The following is a 21177-nucleotide window of genomic DNA, read 5'->3' on the forward strand; positions in this document are numbered from 1 at the left end:
GGTGTAGGCGCAGCGAAAGCGAGTCTGAATAGGGCGTTCAGTTCGTCGCATTAGACCCGAAACCGAGTGATCTAGCCATGAGCAGGTTGAAGGTAAGGTAACACTTACTGGAGGACCGAACCCATAACTGTTGCAATAGTTCGGGATGACTTGTGGCTAGGGGTGAAAGGCCAATCAAACTCGGAAATAGCTGGTTCTCCGCGAAATCTATTTAGGTAGAGCGTCGACCGAATACCCCAGGGGGTAGAGCACTGGATGGGCTAGGGGTCCTCACCGGATTACCAAACCTAACCAAACTCCGAATACCTGGGAGTACTAGTCGGCAGACACACGGCGGGTGCTAACGTCCGTCGTGAAAAGGGAAACAACCCTGACCTACAGCTAAGGTCCCCAAGTTATGGCTAAGTGGGAAAGGATGTGAGGATCCCAAAACAACCAGGATGTTGGCTTAGAAGCAGCCATCATTTAAAGAAAGCGTAACAGCTCACTGGTCTAAATAAGGGTCTTTGCGCCGAAAATGTAACGGGGCTAAAGCCATACACCGAAGCTTAGGGTTTGGTCCGCAAGGGCCAAGCGGTAGCGGAGCGTTCTGTAAGCTGATGAAGCCATACCCGTGAGGGGTGGTGGAGGTATCAGAAGTGCGAATGCTGACATGAGTAACGTAAGGGGAGTGAGAGACTCCCCCGCCGAAAGACCAAGGGTTCCTGCTTAAAGCTAATCTGAGCAGGGTTAGCCGGCCCCTAAGACGAGGCGGAAACGCGTAGTCGATGGGAACCACGTTAATATTCGTGGGCTTGGAGGTAGTGACGGATCATTGAGGTAGTCCAATCTTATCGGATTGAACGGGCTGCTGCGTGGTTCCAGGAAATAGCTCCTCCTTATAAACCGTACCCGAAACCGACACTGGTGGTCTGGTAGAGTATACCAAGGCGCTTGAGAGAACTATGCTGAAGGAACTCGGCAAATTGCACGCGTAACTTCGGAAGAAGCGTGACCCTTTTCTACGCAAGTAGAGGAGGGTGGCACAGACCAGGGGGTAGCGACTGTTTATCAAAAACACAGGGCTCTGCGAAGTCGCAAGACGACGTATAGGGTCTGACGCCTGCCCGGTGCTGGAAGGTTAAGAGGAGGGGTGCAAGCTCTGAATCGAAGCCCCAGTAAACGGCGGCCGTAACTATAACGGTCCTAAGGTAGCGAAATTCCTTGTCGGGTAAGTTCCGACCTGCACGAATGGCGTAACGACTTCCCCGCTGTCTCCAGCATAGACTCAGTGAAATTGAATTCCCCGTGAAGATGCGGGGTTCCTGCGGTTAGACGGAAAGACCCCGTGCACCTTTACTATAGCTTTACATTGGCATTCGTAGTGGCATGTGTAGGATAGGTGGTAGGCTTTGAAACCTGGGCGCCAGCTCAGGTGGAGCCACCCTTGAAATACCACCCTTATTACTATGGATGTCTAACCGCGGCCCGTTATCCGGGTCCGGGACAATGTATGGTGGGTAGTTTGACTGGGGCGGTCGCCTCCTAAAGAGTAACGGAGGCGCGCGATGGTGGGCTCAGAACGGTCGGAAATCGTTCGCTGAGTGCAATGGCATAAGCCTGCCTGACTGCGAGACTGACAAGTCGAGCAGAGACGAAAGTCGGTCATAGTGATCCGGTGGTCCCGCGTGGAAGGGCCATCGCTCAACGGATAAAAGGTACGCCGGGGATAACAGGCTGATGACCCCCAAGAGTCCATATCGACGGGGTTGTTTGGCACCTCGATGTCGACTCATCGCATCCTGGGGCTGGAGCAGGTCCCAAGGGTATGGCTGTTCGCCATTTAAAGCGGTACGTGAGTTGGGTTCAGAACGTCGTGAGACAGTTCGGTCCCTATCTGCCGTGGGTGTAGGAATATTGAAAGGATCTGTCCCTAGTACGAGAGGACCGGGATGGACGGATCTCTGGTGGACCTGTTGTGGCGCCAGCCGCATAGCAGGGTAGCTATATCCGGACGGGATAACCGCTGAAGGCATCTAAGCGGGAAACCCACCTTAAAACGAGTATTCCCTGAGAACCGTGGAAGACGACCACGTTGATAGGCCGGGTGTGGAAGAGCGGCAACGCTTGAAGCTTACCGGTACTAATAGTTCGATCGGCTTGATCGTTCTCATTCCTTATGCTCATCGTGAAACACGATGGTCTTACCAGCGCTCACGCATGAGCGGCCCCTCTGGGGCCTATGCTCCGCGAGGGCGCCGGAAAACCGGCGACGCGCAGTCGCGCTTGCGGGCTTATGCCCGAAGCGCCCTGTAGATAACGTCGCCTTGGCACGGAAAGACGGGCAAATGGCACAAGCTTATAGCGAGCAGGTATCTCCTACTCACTATTCCCTACTGCCTAATCCCTAACCCAGCTTCTCGAACAACGTGCGTTTTGCCGACCTGGTGGTTATGGCGGAGCGGCTGCACCCGATCCCATTCCGAACTCGGCCGTGAAACGCTCCAGCGCTGATGGTACTTCGTCTCAAGACGCGGGAGAGTAGGTCGCTGCCAGGTCTGCTAAACGCACGTTGAAATCTTCTCTCTACGAAAAGGCCCGCCAATCGGGAAACCTCGGGCCGCGAAAGCGGCCCTTTCATTTGGTGAGCCATCTACCTATTTGTAAGCCATCCTATTCGTAGGCCTCGGCTTACGTCCAATAAAGCAAGCAAGTGCTTGCCTAGGAACGCAAGCAAACGCTTGCCTAGAGGTGACGCGGGGTGGAGCAGCCCGGTAGCTCGTCAGGCTCATAACCTGAAGGTCACAGGTTCAAATCCTGTCCCCGCAACCAAATATCAAAACGGCCCGCTAATCGCGGGCCGTTTTGCTTTTGGGGGACTGCTTCTCCGAACACCCCGCAGGGCGCCATTGTTGATCAATCTCGGAGGCTTTAGGAGCCTTTGTCCTGAAAGCGGTTCCAGGCGTGCATGCGGTTGGCCACCTGCACCGCGATCGGATGGAAAGGAACCGGCTTCATGTTGGTGACCGGGAGCGACATCTGCTCATCCGTGCGCCGCCCTGCCGCCCAGCGGCCGATTTCCTGGCCGAGCGACATCGAGAGTGCCACGCCACGACCCGAATAGACTCCGCCAAACACAAGACCGGGTGCCAGACGATAGAGGCGCGGCCTGCGGTCGGGCACCACCGCGAACGTCCCGTGCCAATATTCCACCATCTCCGGTTCGCCGCCAAAGGCCGGGAAGGCTTTGCCCAGCATGCGCGAGACCTTGGTGCGGCCGCGATCGGCCTCGCCGAACCAGAATGTATGCGTGCCGCCGCTGACCAGCCGGTTGTCCCGGTCATAGTGGAAATAACGGATGTCGTTGCGCATGTCGGATACGGCCGGATTGCCGACGAGGATTTTCGCGCGCACCTCCTCCGGCAGGGGGTTGGTCGCAGCCTGGAACACCTTGAGCGGCACCAGCGTCTTCTTGAGCCCTGGCCAGATGTCGCCGGTCAACGCATTGGTCGCCAGCACCACCTCCGGTGCGGTGACGCTTCCTGATGCGGTGAAAACGCGCCACCCACCTTCCACCTTCTCGATGCGCGTTGCCCGGGAGTTCTCGCAGATGGTCACGCCTTCGCGCTCCAGCGCCGCCGCAAGGCCGATGGTCATGGCAAACGGGTTGATATGGCCCGAATTGTGCACCATCCAGCCGCCGAGATAGGGACTGCCGATGCGCGCGGTGGCTTCGTCGCGGTCAAGGCTCGAGACATTGGCGCCGAAGGCTTTCCACTCCTCGTAGAACTGGCGGGTGCGGGCAAGCGTCGCCTCGGTGTGTGCAGGCTGGATCCAGCCTTCCTGCACCTGGTGCGCATCGATGTTGAAGCGCTGCATCAGGCCGAAGGCCACACCGGCCGCATCGGCGACCATGCGGTTGTAGCGGGTGCCGACGGTCTTTCCATATGCCACTTCGAATTCCGAAGGCGATGCCTTGGAATGGTGGGAGATGACGAGACCGTTGTTGCGGCCGGAAGCCGCCGAGCCGACCTCGTTGCCTTCGAGGATGATGACGTCGACGCCGCTGTCGCGCGCGCCGAGTGCCGCGGCCATGCCGGTGAAGCCGCCACCGACGACCAGCACATCGGTCTTCAAATCGCCCTGGAGCGCCGGCGCCGTCTGGCGCAGATCCGCGGTCTTGCGCCACAGATGCGGCGTCTTCCAGTCGACTTCAAACATGAAGCACTTCCACGGTGGCGCCGCCGAGATAGTGCTCGCTCAAAGCTGAATGCTCGGCCATTTCCTGTGCGGGGGCGTGAAGCTTCACCTTGCCGGTGTTCAGCAGATAGGCGTAGTCGCCGCATTCGAGCGCGAGCTGAACGTTCTGCTCGACAAGGAGGATGGAAATGCCGTTGCGCGACAGGTCAAGGATGATGCGGAAGATCTGATGAACAATCTTCGGGGCGAGGCCGAGAGACGGTTCATCGAGCATCAGGAGTTTCGGCTCGGCCATCAGCGCCCGACCGATCGCAAGCATCTGTTGCTGGCCGCCGGACATGCGGCTCGCCATGCCGTTGCGCCGCTCCTTCAGCACCGGAAAGAGATCGAAGGCCTCGGCGCGCAGCGCCTCAAAACTCTTGCCGCCGCGCCCGACATGGGCGGCGACCAGGTTTTCTTCCACGGTCAGCCGTTGGAAGATCTGGCGGCCTTCCGGGCAATGGGTGATGCCCAGGCGCACGACCTGCTCCGGCCGCAGGCCGGTAATGTCGCGCCCTTCGAAGGTGATGCTGCCGGCGGTCGCACGCGCAACGCCGGAGATGGAGTTGAGCAGTGTCGTCTTGCCGGCACCGTTCGGGCCGAGAACGACGACGATCTCGTGCGGATCGACGTCGACGTATATGTCTTCAAGAACGCCGACGCGTCCGTATCCCGAGCTGAGCCCGGCGATCCTGAGCAGCGGCTCGGATGTCGTCGATGTCATTGGCGGTTCCCAGATAGGCGAGTTGGACGTCGGTGCTGGCCTGCACCTCGGCGGGTGTTCCCTGAAAAAGCAGCTTTCCGTGATGCATGACGATGATGTTGTCGCAAAGCGCCATCACCAGATCCATGTCGTGCTCGACGATGATCGTGATCCGGTCGGGCGCGCGCTGGGCGGCAAGCCTGGCGGTCAACTCCGCCGTTTCGTGATGGTTCAGCCCGGCGGCGGGCTCGTCAAGCAGCAGCAGGCGCGGATTGCAGACCAGCGCGCGGGCGATTTCCAGCATGCGTTGCCGGCCATAGGGCAGGCTGCCGGCTTCCGCGTCGGCATGGCCTTGCAGATCGAAAAACCGCAAGATCTCCATGCATTTTTCACGCCGGTGGTCGCGCCGGGCCGAGGCATAGGGCGGCCACAGCACTTCTTTCCAGATGCCGCCGACATCGCTCGGATAGAAGCAGACCTCGAGGTTTTCGAGCGCCGTCATCTGATCGAAGAGACGGATGTTCTGGTAGGTGCGGGCGACTCCTGAATTGGCGATCTGATATTTCTTCAGCCGGTCGAGGCGTTTGCCGTCAAGCGCTATCGATCCGGAGGAGACGGTGTAGGAGCCGGCGGTCATGTTGATGAGCGTCGATTTGCCGGCGCCGTTGGGGCCGATCACGCCGTGGATCAGCCCGGGGGCGAAGGAGGCGGTCACGTCATCGATGGCGACGACCTGGCCATATTCCTTTCGCAATTTGTCGAAGGCCAGGGTCATTTGCCGAACAGTCTCCGGATAAGCTTGTCTGGTCCGAAGCTGCGCGGAACGATGCCGGCCGGGCGTACAATGATCAGGAAGATCATCAACAGCCCGAGGAAAAGAATGCGCCATTCGGCGAATTCGCGCAGCACTTCCGGCAGCAGGATCAGGATTGCCGCACCGGCGACGATGCCGAGAATGTTGCCGATGCCGCCGACCACGATCATCAGCACGATCAGCACGGATTCCTGTAGCGTGAAACTCTCCGGGCTGACGAAACGCTGAGAGGCGCCGAAGATCGCTCCCGCGATCGAGCCGATCGTCGCGGAGGTCGCAAAGGCGGCAAGTTTGGCGTTGGTCGTGTTGATGCCGATGCCGCGCGCGGCGTCCTGGTCTTCGCGGATCGCTGCCCAGGCCTTGCCAAGGATGGACCGCTCCAGCCGCCGGGCCAGAAGCCCGGCCAGGAGCACGACGACAAGCAGGAGCCAGAAGAAATCGACGGGCCGGGCGATCTGGATGCCGAGGATCGAAGCCTTGTCGAGGCGAGCGATGCCTTTCGGCCCACCGGTAAGCCAGTCGACATTGTTGATGATGATGCGCACGATCTCGCCGAAGCCCAGTGTAACGATGGCAAGATAGTCGCCGCGCAGTCTCAACACCGGGATGCCGAGCAATATGCCGGTGATCGCACCGAGGCAGGCGGCTACGACCAGAATGAGCAGGAAGGGCAGATGCAGGTCGAGTTGGGGGCTGGCGAGCAGCGCATAGCTGTAGGCGCCCACTGCATAGAAGGCGACGAAGCCGAGATCGAGCAGGCCGGTATAGCCGATCACGATGTTCAGGCCGATGCCGAGCAGGATGTAGATCAGCAGGCTGTCGATGACGCGGATGTAGTAGTTGGGCAGGAAGGGCGTCGCCGCGATCAGCGCGATCGCGATGGCGAAGACAAGGAACGCGACGGCCCGGCTCGAGCGCGGCCTGGCAGCCGTAAGGCTCTCGGCGACCGACATCAGAACTCCCTCTTGTACACGATGCTCTCCTCGGACACGGCCTCGCCCAATATGCCGGCGGGGCGAACGAGAAGCACGAGTATGAGGATCGCGAAGGTGAGCACATCGCGATATTCGGTGCCCAGCACGCCATGGGTGATGACGGGCAGCAGCGCGGTTCCGCCCACTTCGACGAAGGCCAGGATGAAGGCGCCAAGCATGGCGCCGGGAATGGAACCGATGCCGCCGAGGATCGCCGCGGTGAAGGCCTTCAGGCCAATGACGGCGCCCATCGTCGGCGACATGATGCCGTAATAGCTGGCATAGAGGATGCCACCGGCCGCGCCGAGCAGCGGGCCGACGAAGAACACCATCGAGATCGCGCCGTTGACGTTGATGCCCAGAAGCTGTGCGGTGGGGCGGCTTTCCGAAACTGCACGCACGATGATGCCGATGCGGCTGCGGTTGACGAGGAAATGCAGACCGAACATCAACACGAAGGCGGCGACGAGGATGCCGATCTGCATCGAGGTGATGGTGCCACCCAGCACCTCATAGCGGACGACAGGGAAGAAGCTCGGAAAGGCGACAGGCTGCGGGCCGGCAAGAATCTGCATGCCGGTGACCAGTGAGAGCGAAACGCCAAGTGAGGACAGCATCGGCGCAAGCCGGGTGGAATTTCGCAACGGTTTGTAGGCGACGCGTTCAATGCCGACGCCGATGAAGCCGACCAGGAAGACAGCGACGACAAAGGCCACGGTAAGCGCGATCGCGCCCGCCATGCCGACATCGCCGACCAGCATGGAGAGGATCAGAAAGGCGACATAGGCGCCGAGCATGAACATCTCGCCATGGGCGAAATTGATCATGCGCAGCACGCCGTAGACCATCGTGTAGCCGAGCGCGATCAGCGCGTAAATCGAGCCGATGGTCAACGCGTTGACCGTCTGTTGAATGAGGTTTCCCAGCATGGGCCGGTGTCCTGTGCAATGGGTTCCCGATCGACGGTCCGTCGCACTCTTGTCGGGCGCGGCCGTCGACAGGCAAGGGGAGCCGCCTTTAAAAAGGCAGGCGGCTCCGGCGCCCGGCTGCTATTTCGAGCCGACAAGCTGGAACTTCGATCCCTCGACCTTGTAGAGGTACGATGGGGCAACTTTAAGTTCGCCCGTTTCGTCGAATTCCAGTTCACCCACGGCGGTCTTGACCTTGACCGCGTGCAGCGCCGTGTTGATGTCCTCGCGCGTCAGGCCCTTGGTCGTCTTCAGCACCTGTTCGAGGATCTGGCCCTGAACATAGCCATAGATCGAGTAAGGGCCGGCTTCTTCGCCATACTTGGCCTTGTAGAGTTTGGCGAACTCGGCGATCTCCGGCGAGGCATCCATCGGCGGCACCTGGATGGCGACGAGCGTGCCCTGGACGTTGGGCTCGCCGGCCTGCTTGATCAGGTCCGGCGTATAGCCGCCGTCGGGCACGATCAGCGTGGCGGTGATGCCTTGCTCATGCATCTGCTTTGCAAAGAGCGCCAGCTGCGGCATGACGGCACCGAGATAGATGACGTCGGGCTTCTTCGGCTTGATCTGCGCCAGCACGGCGGCGAAGTCCACATCGCTTGGCGCGACCGAAATCGTGTCGATGACCTTGCCGCCGCCATCCTGGAAGTTCTTGGCGAAGATTTCGGAGATTCCCTGTCCGAAAACCTGCTTGTCGTTGACGACCAGGGCCGTCTTGGCGCTCAGCTTGCCGAGCGCGTATTCAGCCGGCAGCAGCGCGCCCGCCAGATCGTTCGCGACCGGACGCACCATGAGCTTGTAGCCCTGCTTGGTGAGCGAAGGGTTGGAGCCGAAGGTCATTGTCGGCAGCGAGCAATCCTCGTAGATCGGCAGAGTGGACTGGGCGACACCGGAATTGAAGTTGACGAGGCCCAGAACCACCTTGTCATTGTCGCAGAACTTTTGCGCCACGAGCGTTCCCTCGCGCGGATCCGCCTTGTCGTCTTGCTGGTCATAGGCAACGGTCACGCCATTGACCCCACCATCGGCGTTCAACTTGTCGACATAGAGCTTGAAGCCGTTATGCCATGTGGTGCCGAAATAGGCCTGCGGGCCGGAAAGTGGAGCGGATAGACCAATCGTGATCTGCTCGGCCATGGCCGGACCCGCGAACAGCGATGCTCCGAGAAGGAGCGTGGCGATAAATTTTCTCATGATGGTTCCCCTTGGCTACTGGTCACAGCAGGAGCGGCCGTTCCGGTCTTTTCTCCCGTGGAAGCCATCGAAGCAGACAAAGAGACTGCCGTCAAGAAAGTGTCGACACTATTGCGTTCAATTTTGTGCTCAGATATCGATTATGCGTCGCGGGTCCTTCGCCGGCGCTTCAGATCGGCGCCATTGTCGGGCGCGAAAACCTTGAGCAGGGCATCCTTGAGCGCCTGCTGCGTGGCGGAGACGGTCATCTCGATATGTTCGCGCAACAGTTTCATGCCGTTTTCGACATCCCGCCTGACGGCGGCATCGACGATTGCCGAGTGAGAGGTGATCTGCGTCCTGTCATGCGAGGGATGTTCGATCTGGATGCGGCGGATGAAGCGGATACGCGCATTGATGGAGGTGAGCTGGCCGACGAGTTCCGGATTTCCCGACAGTTCGGCGATAAGCAGATGGAAGCCTTCGTCCTCGGCCAGGATGATGTCCGGCGGCTGGTTTTGGTAGGCGTCGACGATCGCTTCCCAGTAGCTCCGCAGCCGGTCGATTTCGCCGTCGTCGGCGCGTTCGCACATCAGCTTGAAAGCGGCGCATTCGATGATCGAGCGGAACTCGTAGAGGTCGAGCAGGCCCTCGGTGCTGAGGCTCCTGACGAAAAAGCCGCGATTGGGCGTGAGCGAAACGAAACCCTCGGAGGCGAGCCGGTTCAGCGCCTCGCGGATCGGTGTGCGCGACACGCCGAGGCTGCGCGAAAGCTGGACTTCGTTGATGCGTTCGCCGGGCTTCAGCTTGAACTCGACGAGAAGCTTGCGGATGGTGTTGTAGGCGCGTTCGCTGCTATCGGCAGCGCGGCGCGTTTCGGCCTCGTTGGCAAGGGACGGGTCGCTATCGGCGCTGGTCTCGGCTCGTTCGGTCACGACGATTCTCATCTGATTTGTATGCAGGCTGTGTCTACACTTCGTAGAGCGCCTTTCTTTCCCAACTTCGCGTGAATGGCAAGCAGCAGGTTCAAATCCGGGGGACAACAATGATTGTAGGCATTCTTGGCGTCGGGCATCTGGCGGCGTCCATGCTGGCTGGTTTCCTGCGTTCCGGGCTCGATCCCGCGGCGATCGTGCTGTCACCGCGTGGCAAGGCGGCTGCGCTTTCCGCCCGGCACGGTTTTCGATTGGCAACCGACAATCGCGATCTCGTCGAACGATCCGATGTCGTCATTGTCGCCGTGCGTCCGGCGCATGCGCCGGACGCGGTCGCCGGCCTGCCATGGCGCACGGATCAAATAGTGGTTTCGGTTTGCGCCGGCGTAGCGCTGTCGCGGTTCGCTGTCGCGCCTGCGCGCGCGGTGCGCGCCATGCCGTTCACCGCTTCCGAAATCTGTGCCAGTCCGACAATCTATTTCCCCGACCTCGAGAAAGCGCGGGCGGTTCTCGACCGGCTCGGCCCCTCAATCGCTCTGGCCAGTGAAACGGACTTCGAAGTGGCCACGGTCAATGCCGCCATCTATGGCTGGGTGCAGGATCTGATCCGCAGAACGACTGAATGGTCGAGCACGCAAGGTCTCGATCCGGCAATTGGCCGCCGGCTGACGGCGATGACGTTCGTGGCCGCCGGGCGGCTGATTGAGGAGAAGGACCAGCCGATGGATCAGATGCTCGAGGAGCTGGTGACACCGGGCGGCATCACCGAGCGGGGCCTGCGGGTGCTTTCGGCGCGCGGTGTGCCAGCCGCCTGGGAGGAGGCTTGCTCGGCCGTGCTCGACAAACTGACGAGCCCTTGCTGAGGCGCAGCGCCACACGCGCTCACCGTTGCGGCGCGGGCGGATAGGTATGGCCGCCGGGTGCCTGTTCACTTGGTGCAACGATCAATTCGGCGATGTCGACATGGTCCGGCATCCGCAACGCGGCAACAAGCACGGCGGCAATATCGGCCGGGCCGAGCGGCCGCTGTTGCGAGTACATGCGCTTGCGCAAGCCCTCGCGGTCGCCGTCGAAGGCCTTCAGGTAGAAATCCGTTTCCACGCGGCCGGGAGCGATCTCGGTCAGCCGCACGCCGGTGCCCGCGAGATCATAGCGCAGGATGCGGCCGGCCTGGGAAAGGCCGGCCTTTGCCGCACCATAGGTCGCCGTGCCGGGAAAGACGCCACTGGCCGCCGTGCTGGTCAGGTTGAAGATATGGCCACGCTTGCGGGCGATCATGCCCGGCAGCAACATGCGGATGAGCTGCAAGGGTGCGGTGAGGTTCAGCGCTACCACCTCGGCTGTTTCCTCCGCGCTCTGCTCATGCAGAGGGCGCACTGTCGCCAGACCGCCGGCATTGTTGATCAGCACATCGATTTCCGCCGCACCGAGCGCGGACGCGATCGCTTCGGTGTCGCGCACATCGGCGACAAGCGGTTTTACGCGCGGCCCGAGCCTCTCCTGCAGGACCTGCAGCGCGCCATGGTTGCGCGCCAGCGCATGGACGGTCAATCCTTCCGCGACCAGGCTCTCGACGATCGCTGCGCCGATGCCTTTCGAGGCGCCGGTGACGAGGGCAGTGCGGTAGTCCATTGCCGTTCTCCTGAACCGTGACGATCAGAGCAATTCCAGGAAAAGTGTGAACCGGTTTTCCGTCCGGAATTGCGTCAAAACAAAAAGTTAGAGCGCGCCGCGTTCGGCCACTGTTTTCAAAATGCCGACCAGGCCAGCTTCGCGTGCGGCCTTCAGGTCCCCGTGGCTGCGCCCGCCCACCGCCGCATTTGTCGAAGCCGTGATCGCGCGGATGGTCTCGCTGTCGAGCCTTGCGTCGAGCAGCGTGTCCCAGATCGCCTGATAGGTCGGGCCATATTTGTGCAGGAAGTCCTCGATGCCATCGGCGTTGAGGCTGTTGGAAATGAACGAACCTTGCAGGGTCCATTTCGCCCCCGGTCCGTACATGAAGGCACGATCCACGTCCTCGACCGAGGCGACGCCGTCGCGCACCAGCGCGATCGCTTCGCGCCACATGGCGCCCATCAGGCGCAAGGCGATATGGCCGGTCACTTCCCGGTTGAGCGTCACCGGTTTCTTGCCGATGGCCTCATAGATGGCGTGTGCCCGGGCGATCGCTTGTGGATCGGATGCCTTGCCGCCGACGATCTCGACCAGCGGCATCAGATGCGCCGGGTTGAAGGGATGACCGAGCACGACGCGGCCGGGCAGGCGGCACTCGCCCTGCATGTCGGACACCAGCAGGGCCGAGGAGGACGAAGCAATGACGACCTCATCACCGACATGGTCTTCGATCTCGGCGAGCAGCCGGCGCTTGAGGGCCAGGTCTTCCGGACCGTTTTCCTGCACGAAATCGACGCCTTCGAGCGTCTCGGCAAGCGTCGGGAAAAGACGGATCGCACCGGGCGCGGCCGAGGATCCTTTCAACGCATCGAGGTCGGCCATGAGTGCAGGCAGCACCTCATTGAAAGCCGCTTCGCGCCGCTCCGTCGGGTCGAACACGCGCACCGCGTGGCCGGCATGGGCAAAGCAAGCCGTCCAGCGCTGCCCGATGACGCCGAAGCCGACAATGCCGATGGTCAGTTTTTCCATCACCCGGCCCTCCTGCCGTCAAGCGCTGCGCGGAAGGCCTCGTTGAGGTCGTTCCATGGGATGAGAAGATCGATCCAGGCGCCGACCCGCCCTGCAATCAGGATCGCTTCGTCGATCAGGGCATCGAACGGATAGCCCTCTTCCATCGCCGCGTTGAGCCGGAAAAGCAGGGCCGGCGTTTCCTCCATGTGGCAGAAGTCGCGCAGGCGGGTCGCTGTCTTGTCGAGCGCGATTGCCGCCGCCTGGCGCAGCACCAATTCGTCCTTCCTGCCGCGCCCAGCGCGGACCCACCAGAGGAATTCGTGCAGCACCCGCGCTTCCGATTCCGCGGTGAAGACAGGCCCTGCCGGGTGCATGATGGCGCGTGACGCGGTGACCCGGCTGATGTCGGCGGGACAGGTCGCCCACAGCGCCTTGCGCGCGGCAATGATATCCTGCGGCAGCGACGATGGCGGCGAAGGCTCGGACACGCCGCCATCCGACCGGACAAGCGTGCCTTCCAGAATACGGCGGCCCTGGTCCCGCTTCAGTGTCGCGGCAAGCTCGGCAATGCCTTCCACCGGGGCGTCGAGATGGCCGAGAACGGTGATCTCGGCATTTTCCGCCTGAAGCGGCGCGAAGGTGATTTCGAGGAATTGGCGCACCGGCCAGTAGATGAAGGCACCGGCGGATGCGGAAAGCACATGCGTTGCACCTTCGATATCCTCGACGAAGGGGGCATGCCAATAGATGTGGCTGCCGGCGATCTTGGGCGTATGGAGCTGCAAGCGCATCGGCAGGGCCGAAAGCAGCGCACGGCGCGTGCGCTCGGCATCGCCGGTCAGGCGCAGCGGCCAGCTGCGCCCCTCGGCCGAGAAAATCAGGTCCATCTTACTTTCCGGGATTGAAGAACGAGACGGGTTTGAGGATCTGGTTGCGCATGTCGAGAAGATAGTCGGTCTCGATCACCTTACGCCGATAAGCCTGCCATTCGGGATCGGCCTCCATGCGGTCGCGCCGCTCCTCCCGGTCGGCAAGGCTTTCATATTTCCACAGATGCACGGTGCGCGAGAGGTCGCCGATATGCGTCTGGAAGAAGCCGAAGGGCTCGCCCAGATAATGCTGCTGCATCGGCAGGCCGACGTCCTCGTAGAGTTTCAGGAAATGCGACAGCTTATTCGGACGGGCGGTATAGGTGCGATGGTCGAAAATCATATCGAGCACTCCTTCTGGCGTTCTGTATCCGGTGCCTTCGGCGCCGGCGTGATGGTCTTGTCGGCTCAGCCGGCGCTTCGCACCGTCTCGGTGATCAGCCGGGCGGTGAGCGCCGGCGCTTCAATCTGCGGTACATGGCCGACGCCATCGAGAAGATGAACAGCAGTGAAGCCCGGCGCGCGGGCTGCATGAGCGGCCGGGATGACGCGGTCGAGCCTGCCCCAGATGAGCCGCGTCGGCACGGCAAGCTCGCCAAGCGCGCCCGCGAGATCGAAAGCTTGGGTGCCGTCCGGGAACAGGCTTTCGGCCATCGCGGCAAGCGCGTCACGATTGCCGGCCTTTTCCATCTGCCTGAGCGCAGCCTGCGCATAGCCGGCCGGCAAGGCCGAGGGGTCGCCGACCATCACCGTCAGCCACCGTTCGAGGGCCCGCGCCGTAGTCGCACGGGCAAGGCCGGCGATGAAGCCCGCATTGATCTCGGGGCCAAGCCCGCCTGGGGCAAGGAGCGTCACGGAGCGTACGGTAAAACGGCCCAGCCGGGCGAGCGCCAGAGCCGCCGCGCCGCCCAGGGAATGGCCGACGAGATGGGCATTGCCGACGCCCATCCCCTCCAGCCGGTCGGAGAGGAGGAAGGCGATCTCCTCGATGACGCTTGCAGGTCTTGCCGCTTCCGTACCATGGCCGGGCAAGTCGAGGCTGATCGTCTCGATCCCCGGCCCGAGCAACGGGACAACCTGCCGCCACACGGAGCGATCCGCCCCGAAGCCGTGGATGAGGACCACCGGCACCGTCTGCCGGGCCAGCGCCGGCGCGGCGACAGGCGATGCCTGGACTGCAGCTGGCGCCCGCTGGCCTGTACCGTCCTGTTCGTTCGCGCGGGCGGCCAGGGTGGCATCGATGTCGCGCTTCTTGATGCGCCCGTGCGGACCGCTTCCCGAAATGGCGGCAAGGTCGAGCCCAGCCGCGGCGGCAAGCCGCCGGGCCAGCGGGCTTGCGATTGCACGGCTGCCGGGCGACCGGATGGAGGAAGGCGCGTCGCTGGCCATAGGCTCGCTCGGATTGAGTTCCGCAGCCGTCGCAGTGGCCGGCGTGATCGAAGCGGATTGGCCAGCGATCGGCTTCTCGCCAACTATCGGTTTCTTATCGGAGATCGTGCCGAGCACGGCGCCCACTGGCGCTTCCTGTCCCTCGGCGAAGAAAATTTCCGCCAGCCAGCCGTCACGGTCGGCTTCGATTTCGGTCGCCGCCTTGGCAGTCTCGACGGTGACGAGAAGGTCGCCGGCCTTGACCGGATCGCCGGATTTCACCGCCCAGGCGATCACCAGCACGGTTTCCATATATTCGCCGCCGGCGCTGTCGATGCTGATCGGGTGGGTCGCCATCGCCGCCGCCCCCGTCACTTCAGCGTCTTCAGCGCGGCGGTGCGGATCTTCTCGGCACTTGGCAGCATCGCCGTTTCCAGCGGTTCGGAATAAGGGATCGGCATATCCGGCAGCGTGACGCGCGCGACCGGCGCGTCCAGTTCGTCGAAGGCGTGGTCCATGATCGTTGCCGAAAGCTCGGCGGCATAACCGCAGAAGCGCCAGCCCTCGTTGACCACCACGGCATGGTGCGTTTTGGCGATCGAGGCAACGATGGCATTGACGTCGAGCGGGCGCAGCGACCGGAGATCGACAATCTCGGCCGAAACGCCGTCGGCCGCGAGAAGCTCCGCGGCCTTCAACGCCTCGACCACCATCTTGGAGGTGGCGAATATCGAGATATCGCTGCCCTCGCGCAGGGTTGCCGCCTTGCCGAGCGGCACGGTCACATCGCCTTCCGGAACCTCGCCGCGAGTGTTGTAGAGCAGCTTGTGCTCGAGGAAGACGACCGGCTGGTCGTCGCGGATCGCGGCCTTCAGCATGCCCTTGGCGTCGGCGGGCGTCGAAGGGGCAACGACCTTGATGCCGGGTATGTGGGCAAGCATGGAATCGAGCGACTTGGAGTGCTGCGCGCCGGCACCGGCGCCGCCGCCGCCCTGTGTGCGCAAGACGAACGGCATCTTCACCTGGCCGTTCCAGATGTAGTTGTAGATCGAGGCCTGGTTGACCAGCGCATCGAGCGTCAGCGGCACGAAATCCGCATACATGATTTCCAGCACCGGCCGTGTGCCGGTCATGGCGGCGGTCACCGCCATGGCGGTCAGCGCCTGTTCGGAGATCGGCGTGTCGCGCACCCGCGTTTCGCCGAATTCCTCCATCAGCCCTTTCGTCACCTTGAAGACGCCGCCATAGCGGCCGATGTCCTCGCCGAAGACGAAGACGGAAGGGTCGGCCTGCATCTCTTCGCGCAGTGCCGCATTGAGCGCTTCGGCATACCGCATCATGGCCATGTCAGTGTGCCTCGCTGTAGGGGTTGCAGGCTTCGTCGAGCGAGAATTCTGGCATCGGGTCGGAGAGGGCGGCAGCGAATGCCTCGCCCACCTCAGCCTTGGCCGCCGCCTCGACTGCCGCGAGTTTCGCCTCGCCGACGTCGCCCAAAAGCGCCTTGCGCGAGACCAGCAGGGGGTCACGTTCTTTCCAGGCCGCAATATCCTCCGGCTTCTGGTAGCCGCCCATGTCGGAGGTTGAAAAACCCTCGATACGGTAGGTCTTGCATTCGACCATGCCGGGGCCTTCGCCGCGCCGGGCACGCTCGACCATGGCCGACACGGCGCGATAGACGGCCACCGCGTCATTGCCGTCGACGATCTCGGCCGGCATCGCATAGCCGGCGGCACGGATCGACAGGTCCTCGACCGGCGACTGGACTTCGGAGGGAACGGTCAGGCCGAACTGGTTGTGTTCGAGCACGAAGACGACCGGCAGTTTCCAGAGCCCCGCCATGTTCATGGCTTCGTGACAGATGCCGGTTTGCGCGGCGCCGTCGCCAAAGACGCACATGGCGACATTGCCGGTGCCGAGGATCTGCATCGACAGCGCCATGCCGGTGGCGGCTGGAATGCCTGCGCCGACAATGGCGTTGCCGCCGATCACGCCCTTTTCGGCATCGGCCACCAGCATGTGGCCGGCGCGCCCGCCGCAGGCACCGGTGGCCCGCCCGAAGATCTCGGCCACAACCGGGTGCACGGCCATGCCCTTGCCGATATAGACCGCGTGGCCACGATGGGTGGTGGCGACCTTGTCGCCGACCTCCAGCACGGCGGTCGCGGCGACACCGACGGCTTCCTGGCCGTCGCAGCGATGGATCGGACCGCGCGTGCGTCCTTCCTTGTGAAGCGCCCCAAGGCCCTCTTCGAGATGCCGCACCAGCAGCATCCGGCGATAGATTTCCAGATGTTGTTCGACGGAAGGAGTGTTTTTCACTGATATCCCCGAGTTCGTGCCGAAATTAAATACAAAAGTGTCGACACTTTGCAAGCGCTTCTGCAAGATAGGGCAAAACAAGTTTGTGAAAAGGGGATCGATCATGCGTTTGGAGGGCAAAGCGGCCATCATCACCGGAGCCGGCGCCGGTATCGGCGCAGCCGTCACGGAACTGTTTGTAAAGGAGGGCGCGCGCGTTCTGGCCGTCGACCGCGACGGCGCGCGGGCCAGCGAGGTGGCCGGCAGGACCGGAGTGCTGGCCTCGGAGGCCGACGTCTCGGACGAAGCCTCCGTGGCGACGATGGTGCGCCGCGCGCAAGAGGCATTCGGCCGGGTGGACATCCTGGTCAACAATGCCGGTTACGGCATACGCGGCTCGGTCGTCACCACTGCGGCGGCGGATTGGGACGCGCTCATGGCCGTGAACCTCAAGGGCGTCTTTCTCTGCTCCAAATATGTCATTCCCGTCATGACCGCGGGTGGTGGCGGGGTGATCGTGAACACCGCTTCCAACGTGGCCCATGTCGGACTTGCCGATCGGGCGGCCTATGTCGCCTCCAAGGGCGGCGTCGCGGCGCTGACGCGTGCCATGGCGCTTGACCATGTCGCAGACAAGATCCGCGTCAACGCCGTGGCGCCGGGTGTGACCTGGTCGAGCTATTTCGAAACCATGCTGGAAACCCATCCCGACCCTCAGGGGTTTGTCGCGGCATTGAATGCGCGTTCGCCGATGAATCGCGTCGCGCAACCGGTTGAAATCGCCAATGCAATCCTGTGGCTCGCCAGCGACGAATCCTCTTTCGCCACCGGCTCGATCCTGACAGTCGATGGCGGCATGAGCGCCTGGTAGGGCGCGCGCCTGTCGATGGCGGAAAACGAAACCTGCCGCTTCAGGCAACTGACTGAATGGAACGCAGGGCGCGCAGCATCTCGTCGAGGTCGGCGCAGGGCAGGCAGCCAAGGTCCGCAATGTCCTTGGTCACGTCGACCGGCAGGCCTGAATTGGACTCCTTGGGCACTTCGTTCAATCGTCCGCCGATGAGCACCGGCAAGGCAAGTCCGCGTGCCGCCATTGCTGCTTTCACCGCCTGTGCATAACGCAGCGCCACGCCGTTGTAGGTGCTGACGGCAATGGCATCGGCCCCGGTTTCGGCGGCGCGGGCGACGAGCGTTTCCGGGTCGACGGCCACACCGGCATCGGCGATGGCGATGCCCAGGCCTTCGAGCGCCTGTTCGACCAGATATTTGCCGTGCTCATGCACGTCGGTGGTGCCGATGCAGACGGTCAGGGGTCTAGGGCTTTCCAGCGGCTTTTGCGTCGCGACCCAGGCGACCGCCTTGTGGTTGAGCTCGCGTGCCCATTCGGCATGGATCAGCGGCGTGCGCCCGCGCGCGCCGTCGGCACCCGGGCCGAACAGCGTCTCCATGCGCTTCGGCCCCATGCGGCGGATGGCGAACATCAGCGCGGCCGGGTCTTCGGTATCCACCCCCCGCTCGGCCAGCCCCTTCATGACGGCACCGGCAAAGCGGCGCCCGCCTTCGACCAGCACATCGGCCATTGCCTCCACTTTGGTCCAGTTGAAAACCGGATCATAGAACGGTGCGTGCAGCGTGAGCCGGTGTGCGAAGGTCTGCGCATCGATAATCTCGTCGACATCGGGAATGCGCTGATTCTCGGTCACCGGCACCGGATTGATCGCGTGGCCGGACGGCCATCGCCCGACAGCGAGTATGTCTGCCAGGAGGTAGCTCGCCAGGCTCGCGTAATTGCCCGCCGGGGTCGACTGGTAGGAAACGGTGTTGCCGAAGATCATGGTGCCCGGCGTGTCGCTGACCCGCACCAGCGCGGCATGGAAGGCAGCGCGCGACAGCGGATCGCTGAAATGGTGGCCGTAGCAATGGCCGAGCCGCGCGCCGATCAGATCCTCGACGATGTGCTTTTCGACCAGCACCATGCCGAGCGCGCAAGCCATGTCGATGAACAATCCGGCGAAGCCGTCGTCGAGATTGGAATGGACGAGGATTTCGGCCTCCTGCGCGGCGATCAGGCCGAGCGCGGTGACGGTCGCTTCCGTGGTCGCCACGTCATCGTCCCAATAGGGCAGGCGGAAGGTGAAATACTGCCCCAGATTGCCGATGGCCGTTGCCCCGGCGGCGATCGCGGCGCGGGTGTTTTCCACCGCGCCCGGCAGGCCGAGCATGAAGTCGCCGAAATGCGCCGCGGCGGGCGCGGCATTGGTGATGCGCGCGAAATCCTCTGGGCCGGTGAGCACGATGCCGGTGCCGCGTGCGGCCTTGGCGCGCATGGCCTGGGGATACCCCATCGACCAGTCGAGGGTGATGCCGAAACGATCGACTGTCACGCCTGCCTTGCGGCATTGCTCGTGCACCTCGCCGATTGCCACCACGGTGCGGTCGACGCTTCTGAAACCGATATGGGCGTGCTGCATGACGCGCTTTTCGGCTGCCGCCTTGCGCTTCCATGCGGCTTCGGACGGCATTCCGGTCTCGGTGAGGAAACGGCAACTGCCGAGCCGCCAGTCGCGCGCCATGGCGCGTCCTTCGGCGAGGAGGTCGGCGCCAGGCTTGAGGCGCGGGTCGATGAGAGCGGGGGCGATTTCAGCGGTCATGATATTGGCTGTCGGCCTTGGCAATGAAACGACGAATGACGGCGGCAAAACCTTCGGGGTCGGCGAGGGGATGAAAATGCGCACCGGGAACTGAAACAAACCGGGCACCCGGTATCGCAGCGGCGATCGCCTCTGAAAGGGCCGGGGGCGTCAAGATGTCGCCGGTGGCCGCAATCACCTGGACCGGGGCATCGATGCGCGGCAGATCGGCGAGGCGATCATGGTCGAGCAGCATGCGCACGCGTGCGGCGCTCACCGTCAACGGCGCCAGGGTGTCAGGGGCGGCGGCGACGGCTGCCTCGAGCTGTCCGGCATGGGTATCGAGGTAGGACGGCTCGTGGCAGAGCACATGGCCGAGGCGCTGATAGGTTTCGGCCATGCCGGCCTCCAGCAGTTCGGCGCGGGCGCTGAAGAGCATGCGGAAACGGCTGTCGGCTCGCGCCCAGGAGCTGCTGATCGTATAGCCCAGGCCGAGTTCCGCATGATCGAGCGCCAGCACCTGCGCGATGGCGCCGCCGGTGGAATGCCCGACAATATGGGCGGGACCGCCCGTTTGCGCCAGCAGGCCGGCAATGTCGCTGGCGATCAGGGGAATGGAGCAGGGGCTTTCCGGGCGATCGCTGCGACCGGCGCCGCGATGATCGGTGACGATGATGCGATGGTCGGCCGCAAGCAGGCGTACCACACCGGCCCAGAATCTTCCGTCACCGCCGAGCCCCGGGATGAGGACGAGGCGCGGGCCATGGCCGTCTGATGTCTCGTAGTGGATGCGGCAGCCATCGGCGGCGGTGAAGAAGGGCATCAGTGACGGCCCTCCCTGTCGAGCAACTCGCCAAGCGCCGCGACGAGGCTGAGCGCGGTCAGCACCGAAGTCTTGGGATTGCCGGGCGAGGGCGCGTTGACGAGGCGAAAGGAGGCGGTGCCGGCGGTACTCTCGACCTCGATTTCATGCGTGTTGCCGGTAGCTTTCGGATCGGCAACCACGCTCACGGTGACCTTGTCGATGCCTACAGCGAGCGCCACGGTGAAGGCGGCGTTGAGGTTTTTTGGATAGAGTTTTGCCGCTTGCGCCGGCGTGCCCTCGAAGAGGGATACCGCCTCGTGCTCGGCCGACAGGCCAAGGGCGGCAAGCTCGGCTTCCCAGGCTGCCGGTGGTTTGCGCGAGGTGTAGCGTACCCTGGCATCGGGAAGGGCGGCTATCGCCCTGAGATAATCGAGGCCGCCCAACGAGCCTGACGGCAGGACCAAGCACGGGCCACTGTTGCGCGAAGCATCGGTCAATCGGGCGGCAAGCATCGGATCGGAGAACGCACCGATCGAAGCGACTATGGTCGGGATGCCGGCGTCGAGAAGCGCGGGCACATAGGCGGCCACCGCCTCCTGGCTTGCCGCCTCCACCACCGCCCTGGGGCGCGCATCGATCAGCGCATCCAGCCGCGTGACAGTGCTGACGTTCGCCGGCAGTGCGGGGCGGGCGCCCTCGCGCGTCAGCGCTACCCAGCGACATGAGTCCTGCGGGAAAGCGGAGACGATCTCGCGCGCGATCGTGCCGAAGCCGATGAGGCCGAGCGTCACCATCCG

Annotated in this window: 19 protein-coding genes, 1 tRNA gene and 2 rRNA genes (1 of these 22 cut by a window edge); 5 read left to right on the forward strand and 17 right to left on the reverse strand. The window is 63.0% G+C overall.

Annotated elements, in window-relative coordinates:
• The 3 genes from HB777_00030 to HB777_00040 all read left to right on the forward strand — a co-directional run.
• Nucleotides 1-2154: ribosomal RNA gene (locus HB777_00030) — 23S ribosomal RNA — on the forward strand (it extends 674 nt beyond the left edge of the window).
• A gap of 268 nt (nt 2155-2422) precedes the next feature.
• Nucleotides 2423-2537: ribosomal RNA gene (gene rrf / locus HB777_00035) — 5S ribosomal RNA — on the forward strand.
• Nucleotides 2538-2734: 197 nt separating this feature from the next.
• Nucleotides 2735-2811: transfer RNA gene (locus tag HB777_00040), tRNA-Met, on the forward strand.
• A 99-nt stretch (nt 2812-2910) separates the two neighbouring features.
• Here HB777_00040 and HB777_00045 read toward each other — a convergent pair.
• The 7 genes from HB777_00045 to HB777_00075 form a co-directional block, all read right to left on the reverse strand.
• On the reverse strand, nt 2911-4200 hold the full coding sequence (locus HB777_00045) for an FAD-binding oxidoreductase (protein ID QND62447.1): 1290 nt from the start codon (nt 4198-4200) through the stop codon (nt 2911-2913).
• A complete protein-coding gene (locus HB777_00050; GenBank protein QND62448.1) occupies nt 4193-4942 on the reverse strand; it encodes an ABC transporter ATP-binding protein in 750 nt (249 codons plus the stop codon). Before HB777_00050 ends, HB777_00045 begins: the two co-directional genes overlap by 8 nt.
• Nucleotides 4866-5696, reverse strand: coding sequence for an ABC transporter ATP-binding protein (locus tag HB777_00055; protein QND62449.1), 831 nt, complete (start codon nt 5694-5696; stop codon nt 4866-4868). Before HB777_00055 ends, HB777_00050 begins: the two co-directional genes overlap by 77 nt.
• Nucleotides 5693-6688 carry a branched-chain amino acid ABC transporter permease gene (locus HB777_00060; protein QND62450.1) on the reverse strand — a complete coding sequence of 332 codons (996 nt, stop codon included), beginning with the start codon at nt 6686-6688 and terminating at the stop codon, nt 5693-5695. Before HB777_00060 ends, HB777_00055 begins: the two co-directional genes overlap by 4 nt.
• The gene (locus HB777_00065) at nt 6688-7635 is read right to left on the reverse strand and encodes a branched-chain amino acid ABC transporter permease (protein QND68595.1); all 948 of its coding nucleotides are present in this window, start codon (nt 7633-7635) and stop codon (nt 6688-6690) included. The genes HB777_00060 and HB777_00065 overlap by 1 nt, the downstream gene beginning before the upstream one ends.
• Nucleotides 7636-7758: 123 nt before the next feature.
• Nucleotides 7759-8871 carry a branched-chain amino acid ABC transporter substrate-binding protein gene (locus HB777_00070; protein QND62451.1) on the reverse strand — a complete coding sequence of 371 codons (1113 nt, stop codon included), beginning with the start codon at nt 8869-8871 and terminating at the stop codon, nt 7759-7761.
• A 140-nt stretch (nt 8872-9011) separates the two neighbouring features.
• Nucleotides 9012-9785 (reverse strand): GntR family transcriptional regulator, encoded by a 774-nt coding sequence (locus tag HB777_00075; protein ID QND62452.1) that lies wholly within the window; start codon nt 9783-9785, stop codon nt 9012-9014.
• Between the two features lie 110 nt (nt 9786-9895).
• Here HB777_00075 and HB777_00080 point away from each other — a divergent pair, with 110 nt between their 5' ends.
• Entirely contained in the window at nt 9896-10648 is a 753-nt protein-coding gene (locus tag HB777_00080; GenBank protein ID QND62453.1) for an NAD(P)-binding domain-containing protein, read from the forward strand.
• A 19-nt stretch (nt 10649-10667) separates the two neighbouring features.
• On the opposite strand, the gene HB777_00085 is transcribed toward HB777_00080, so the two are convergent.
• From HB777_00085 to HB777_00115, 7 genes are all read right to left on the reverse strand, one after another.
• Nucleotides 10668-11417, reverse strand: a complete 750-nt coding sequence (locus HB777_00085) for an SDR family oxidoreductase (GenBank protein QND62454.1) — start codon at nt 11415-11417, stop codon at nt 10668-10670.
• An 87-nt stretch (nt 11418-11504) separates the two neighbouring features.
• Complete coding sequence (locus tag HB777_00090) at nt 11505-12428, reverse strand: 3-hydroxyacyl-CoA dehydrogenase (protein ID QND62455.1); 924 nt, start codon at nt 12426-12428, stop codon at nt 11505-11507.
• Nucleotides 12428-13297: a hypothetical protein gene (locus HB777_00095; protein QND62456.1), complete on the reverse strand. Its 870-nt coding sequence runs from the start codon at nt 13295-13297 to the stop codon at nt 12428-12430. The genes HB777_00090 and HB777_00095 overlap by 1 nt, the downstream gene beginning before the upstream one ends.
• A gap of 1 nt (nt 13298) precedes the next feature.
• On the reverse strand, nt 13299-13622 hold the full coding sequence (locus HB777_00100) for an NIPSNAP family protein (protein ID QND62457.1): 324 nt from the start codon (nt 13620-13622) through the stop codon (nt 13299-13301).
• Between the two features lie 65 nt (nt 13623-13687).
• Nucleotides 13688-15004 carry an acetoin dehydrogenase dihydrolipoyllysine-residue acetyltransferase subunit gene (locus tag HB777_00105; GenBank protein ID QND62458.1) on the reverse strand — a complete coding sequence of 439 codons (1317 nt, stop codon included), beginning with the start codon at nt 15002-15004 and terminating at the stop codon, nt 13688-13690.
• A gap of 14 nt (nt 15005-15018) precedes the next feature.
• Nucleotides 15019-15993 carry an alpha-ketoacid dehydrogenase subunit beta gene (locus HB777_00110; protein ID QND62459.1) on the reverse strand — a complete coding sequence of 325 codons (975 nt, stop codon included), beginning with the start codon at nt 15991-15993 and terminating at the stop codon, nt 15019-15021.
• 1 nt (nt 15994) lies between these two features.
• On the reverse strand, nt 15995-16966 hold the full coding sequence (locus HB777_00115; protein QND62460.1) for a thiamine pyrophosphate-dependent dehydrogenase E1 component subunit alpha: 972 nt from the start codon (nt 16964-16966) through the stop codon (nt 15995-15997).
• A 103-nt stretch (nt 16967-17069) separates the two neighbouring features.
• On the opposite strand from HB777_00115, the gene HB777_00120 reads away from it, so the two are divergent.
• Complete coding sequence (locus HB777_00120; protein ID QND62461.1) at nt 17070-17816, forward strand: SDR family oxidoreductase; 747 nt, start codon at nt 17070-17072, stop codon at nt 17814-17816.
• Between the two features lie 40 nt (nt 17817-17856).
• Here HB777_00120 and HB777_00125 read toward each other — a convergent pair whose 3' ends face one another.
• From HB777_00125 to HB777_00135, 3 genes are read right to left on the reverse strand one after another with little or no spacing between them, the layout of a single operon-like run.
• Nucleotides 17857-19596, reverse strand: coding sequence for a hypothetical protein (locus HB777_00125; GenBank protein QND62462.1), 1740 nt, complete (start codon nt 19594-19596; stop codon nt 17857-17859).
• A complete protein-coding gene (locus HB777_00130) occupies nt 19586-20398 on the reverse strand; it encodes an alpha/beta fold hydrolase (GenBank protein QND62463.1) in 813 nt (270 codons plus the stop codon). Before HB777_00130 ends, HB777_00125 begins: the two co-directional genes overlap by 11 nt.
• On the reverse strand, nt 20398-21174 hold the full coding sequence (locus HB777_00135; GenBank protein QND62464.1) for an aspartate dehydrogenase: 777 nt from the start codon (nt 21172-21174) through the stop codon (nt 20398-20400). The genes HB777_00130 and HB777_00135 overlap by 1 nt, the downstream gene beginning before the upstream one ends.
• Nucleotides 21175-21177 lie beyond the last annotated feature (3 nt).

The sequence above is a fragment of the Mesorhizobium loti genome, from assembly GCA_014189435.1.
Lineage (GTDB): Bacteria > Pseudomonadota > Alphaproteobacteria > Rhizobiales > Rhizobiaceae > Mesorhizobium > Mesorhizobium loti_G.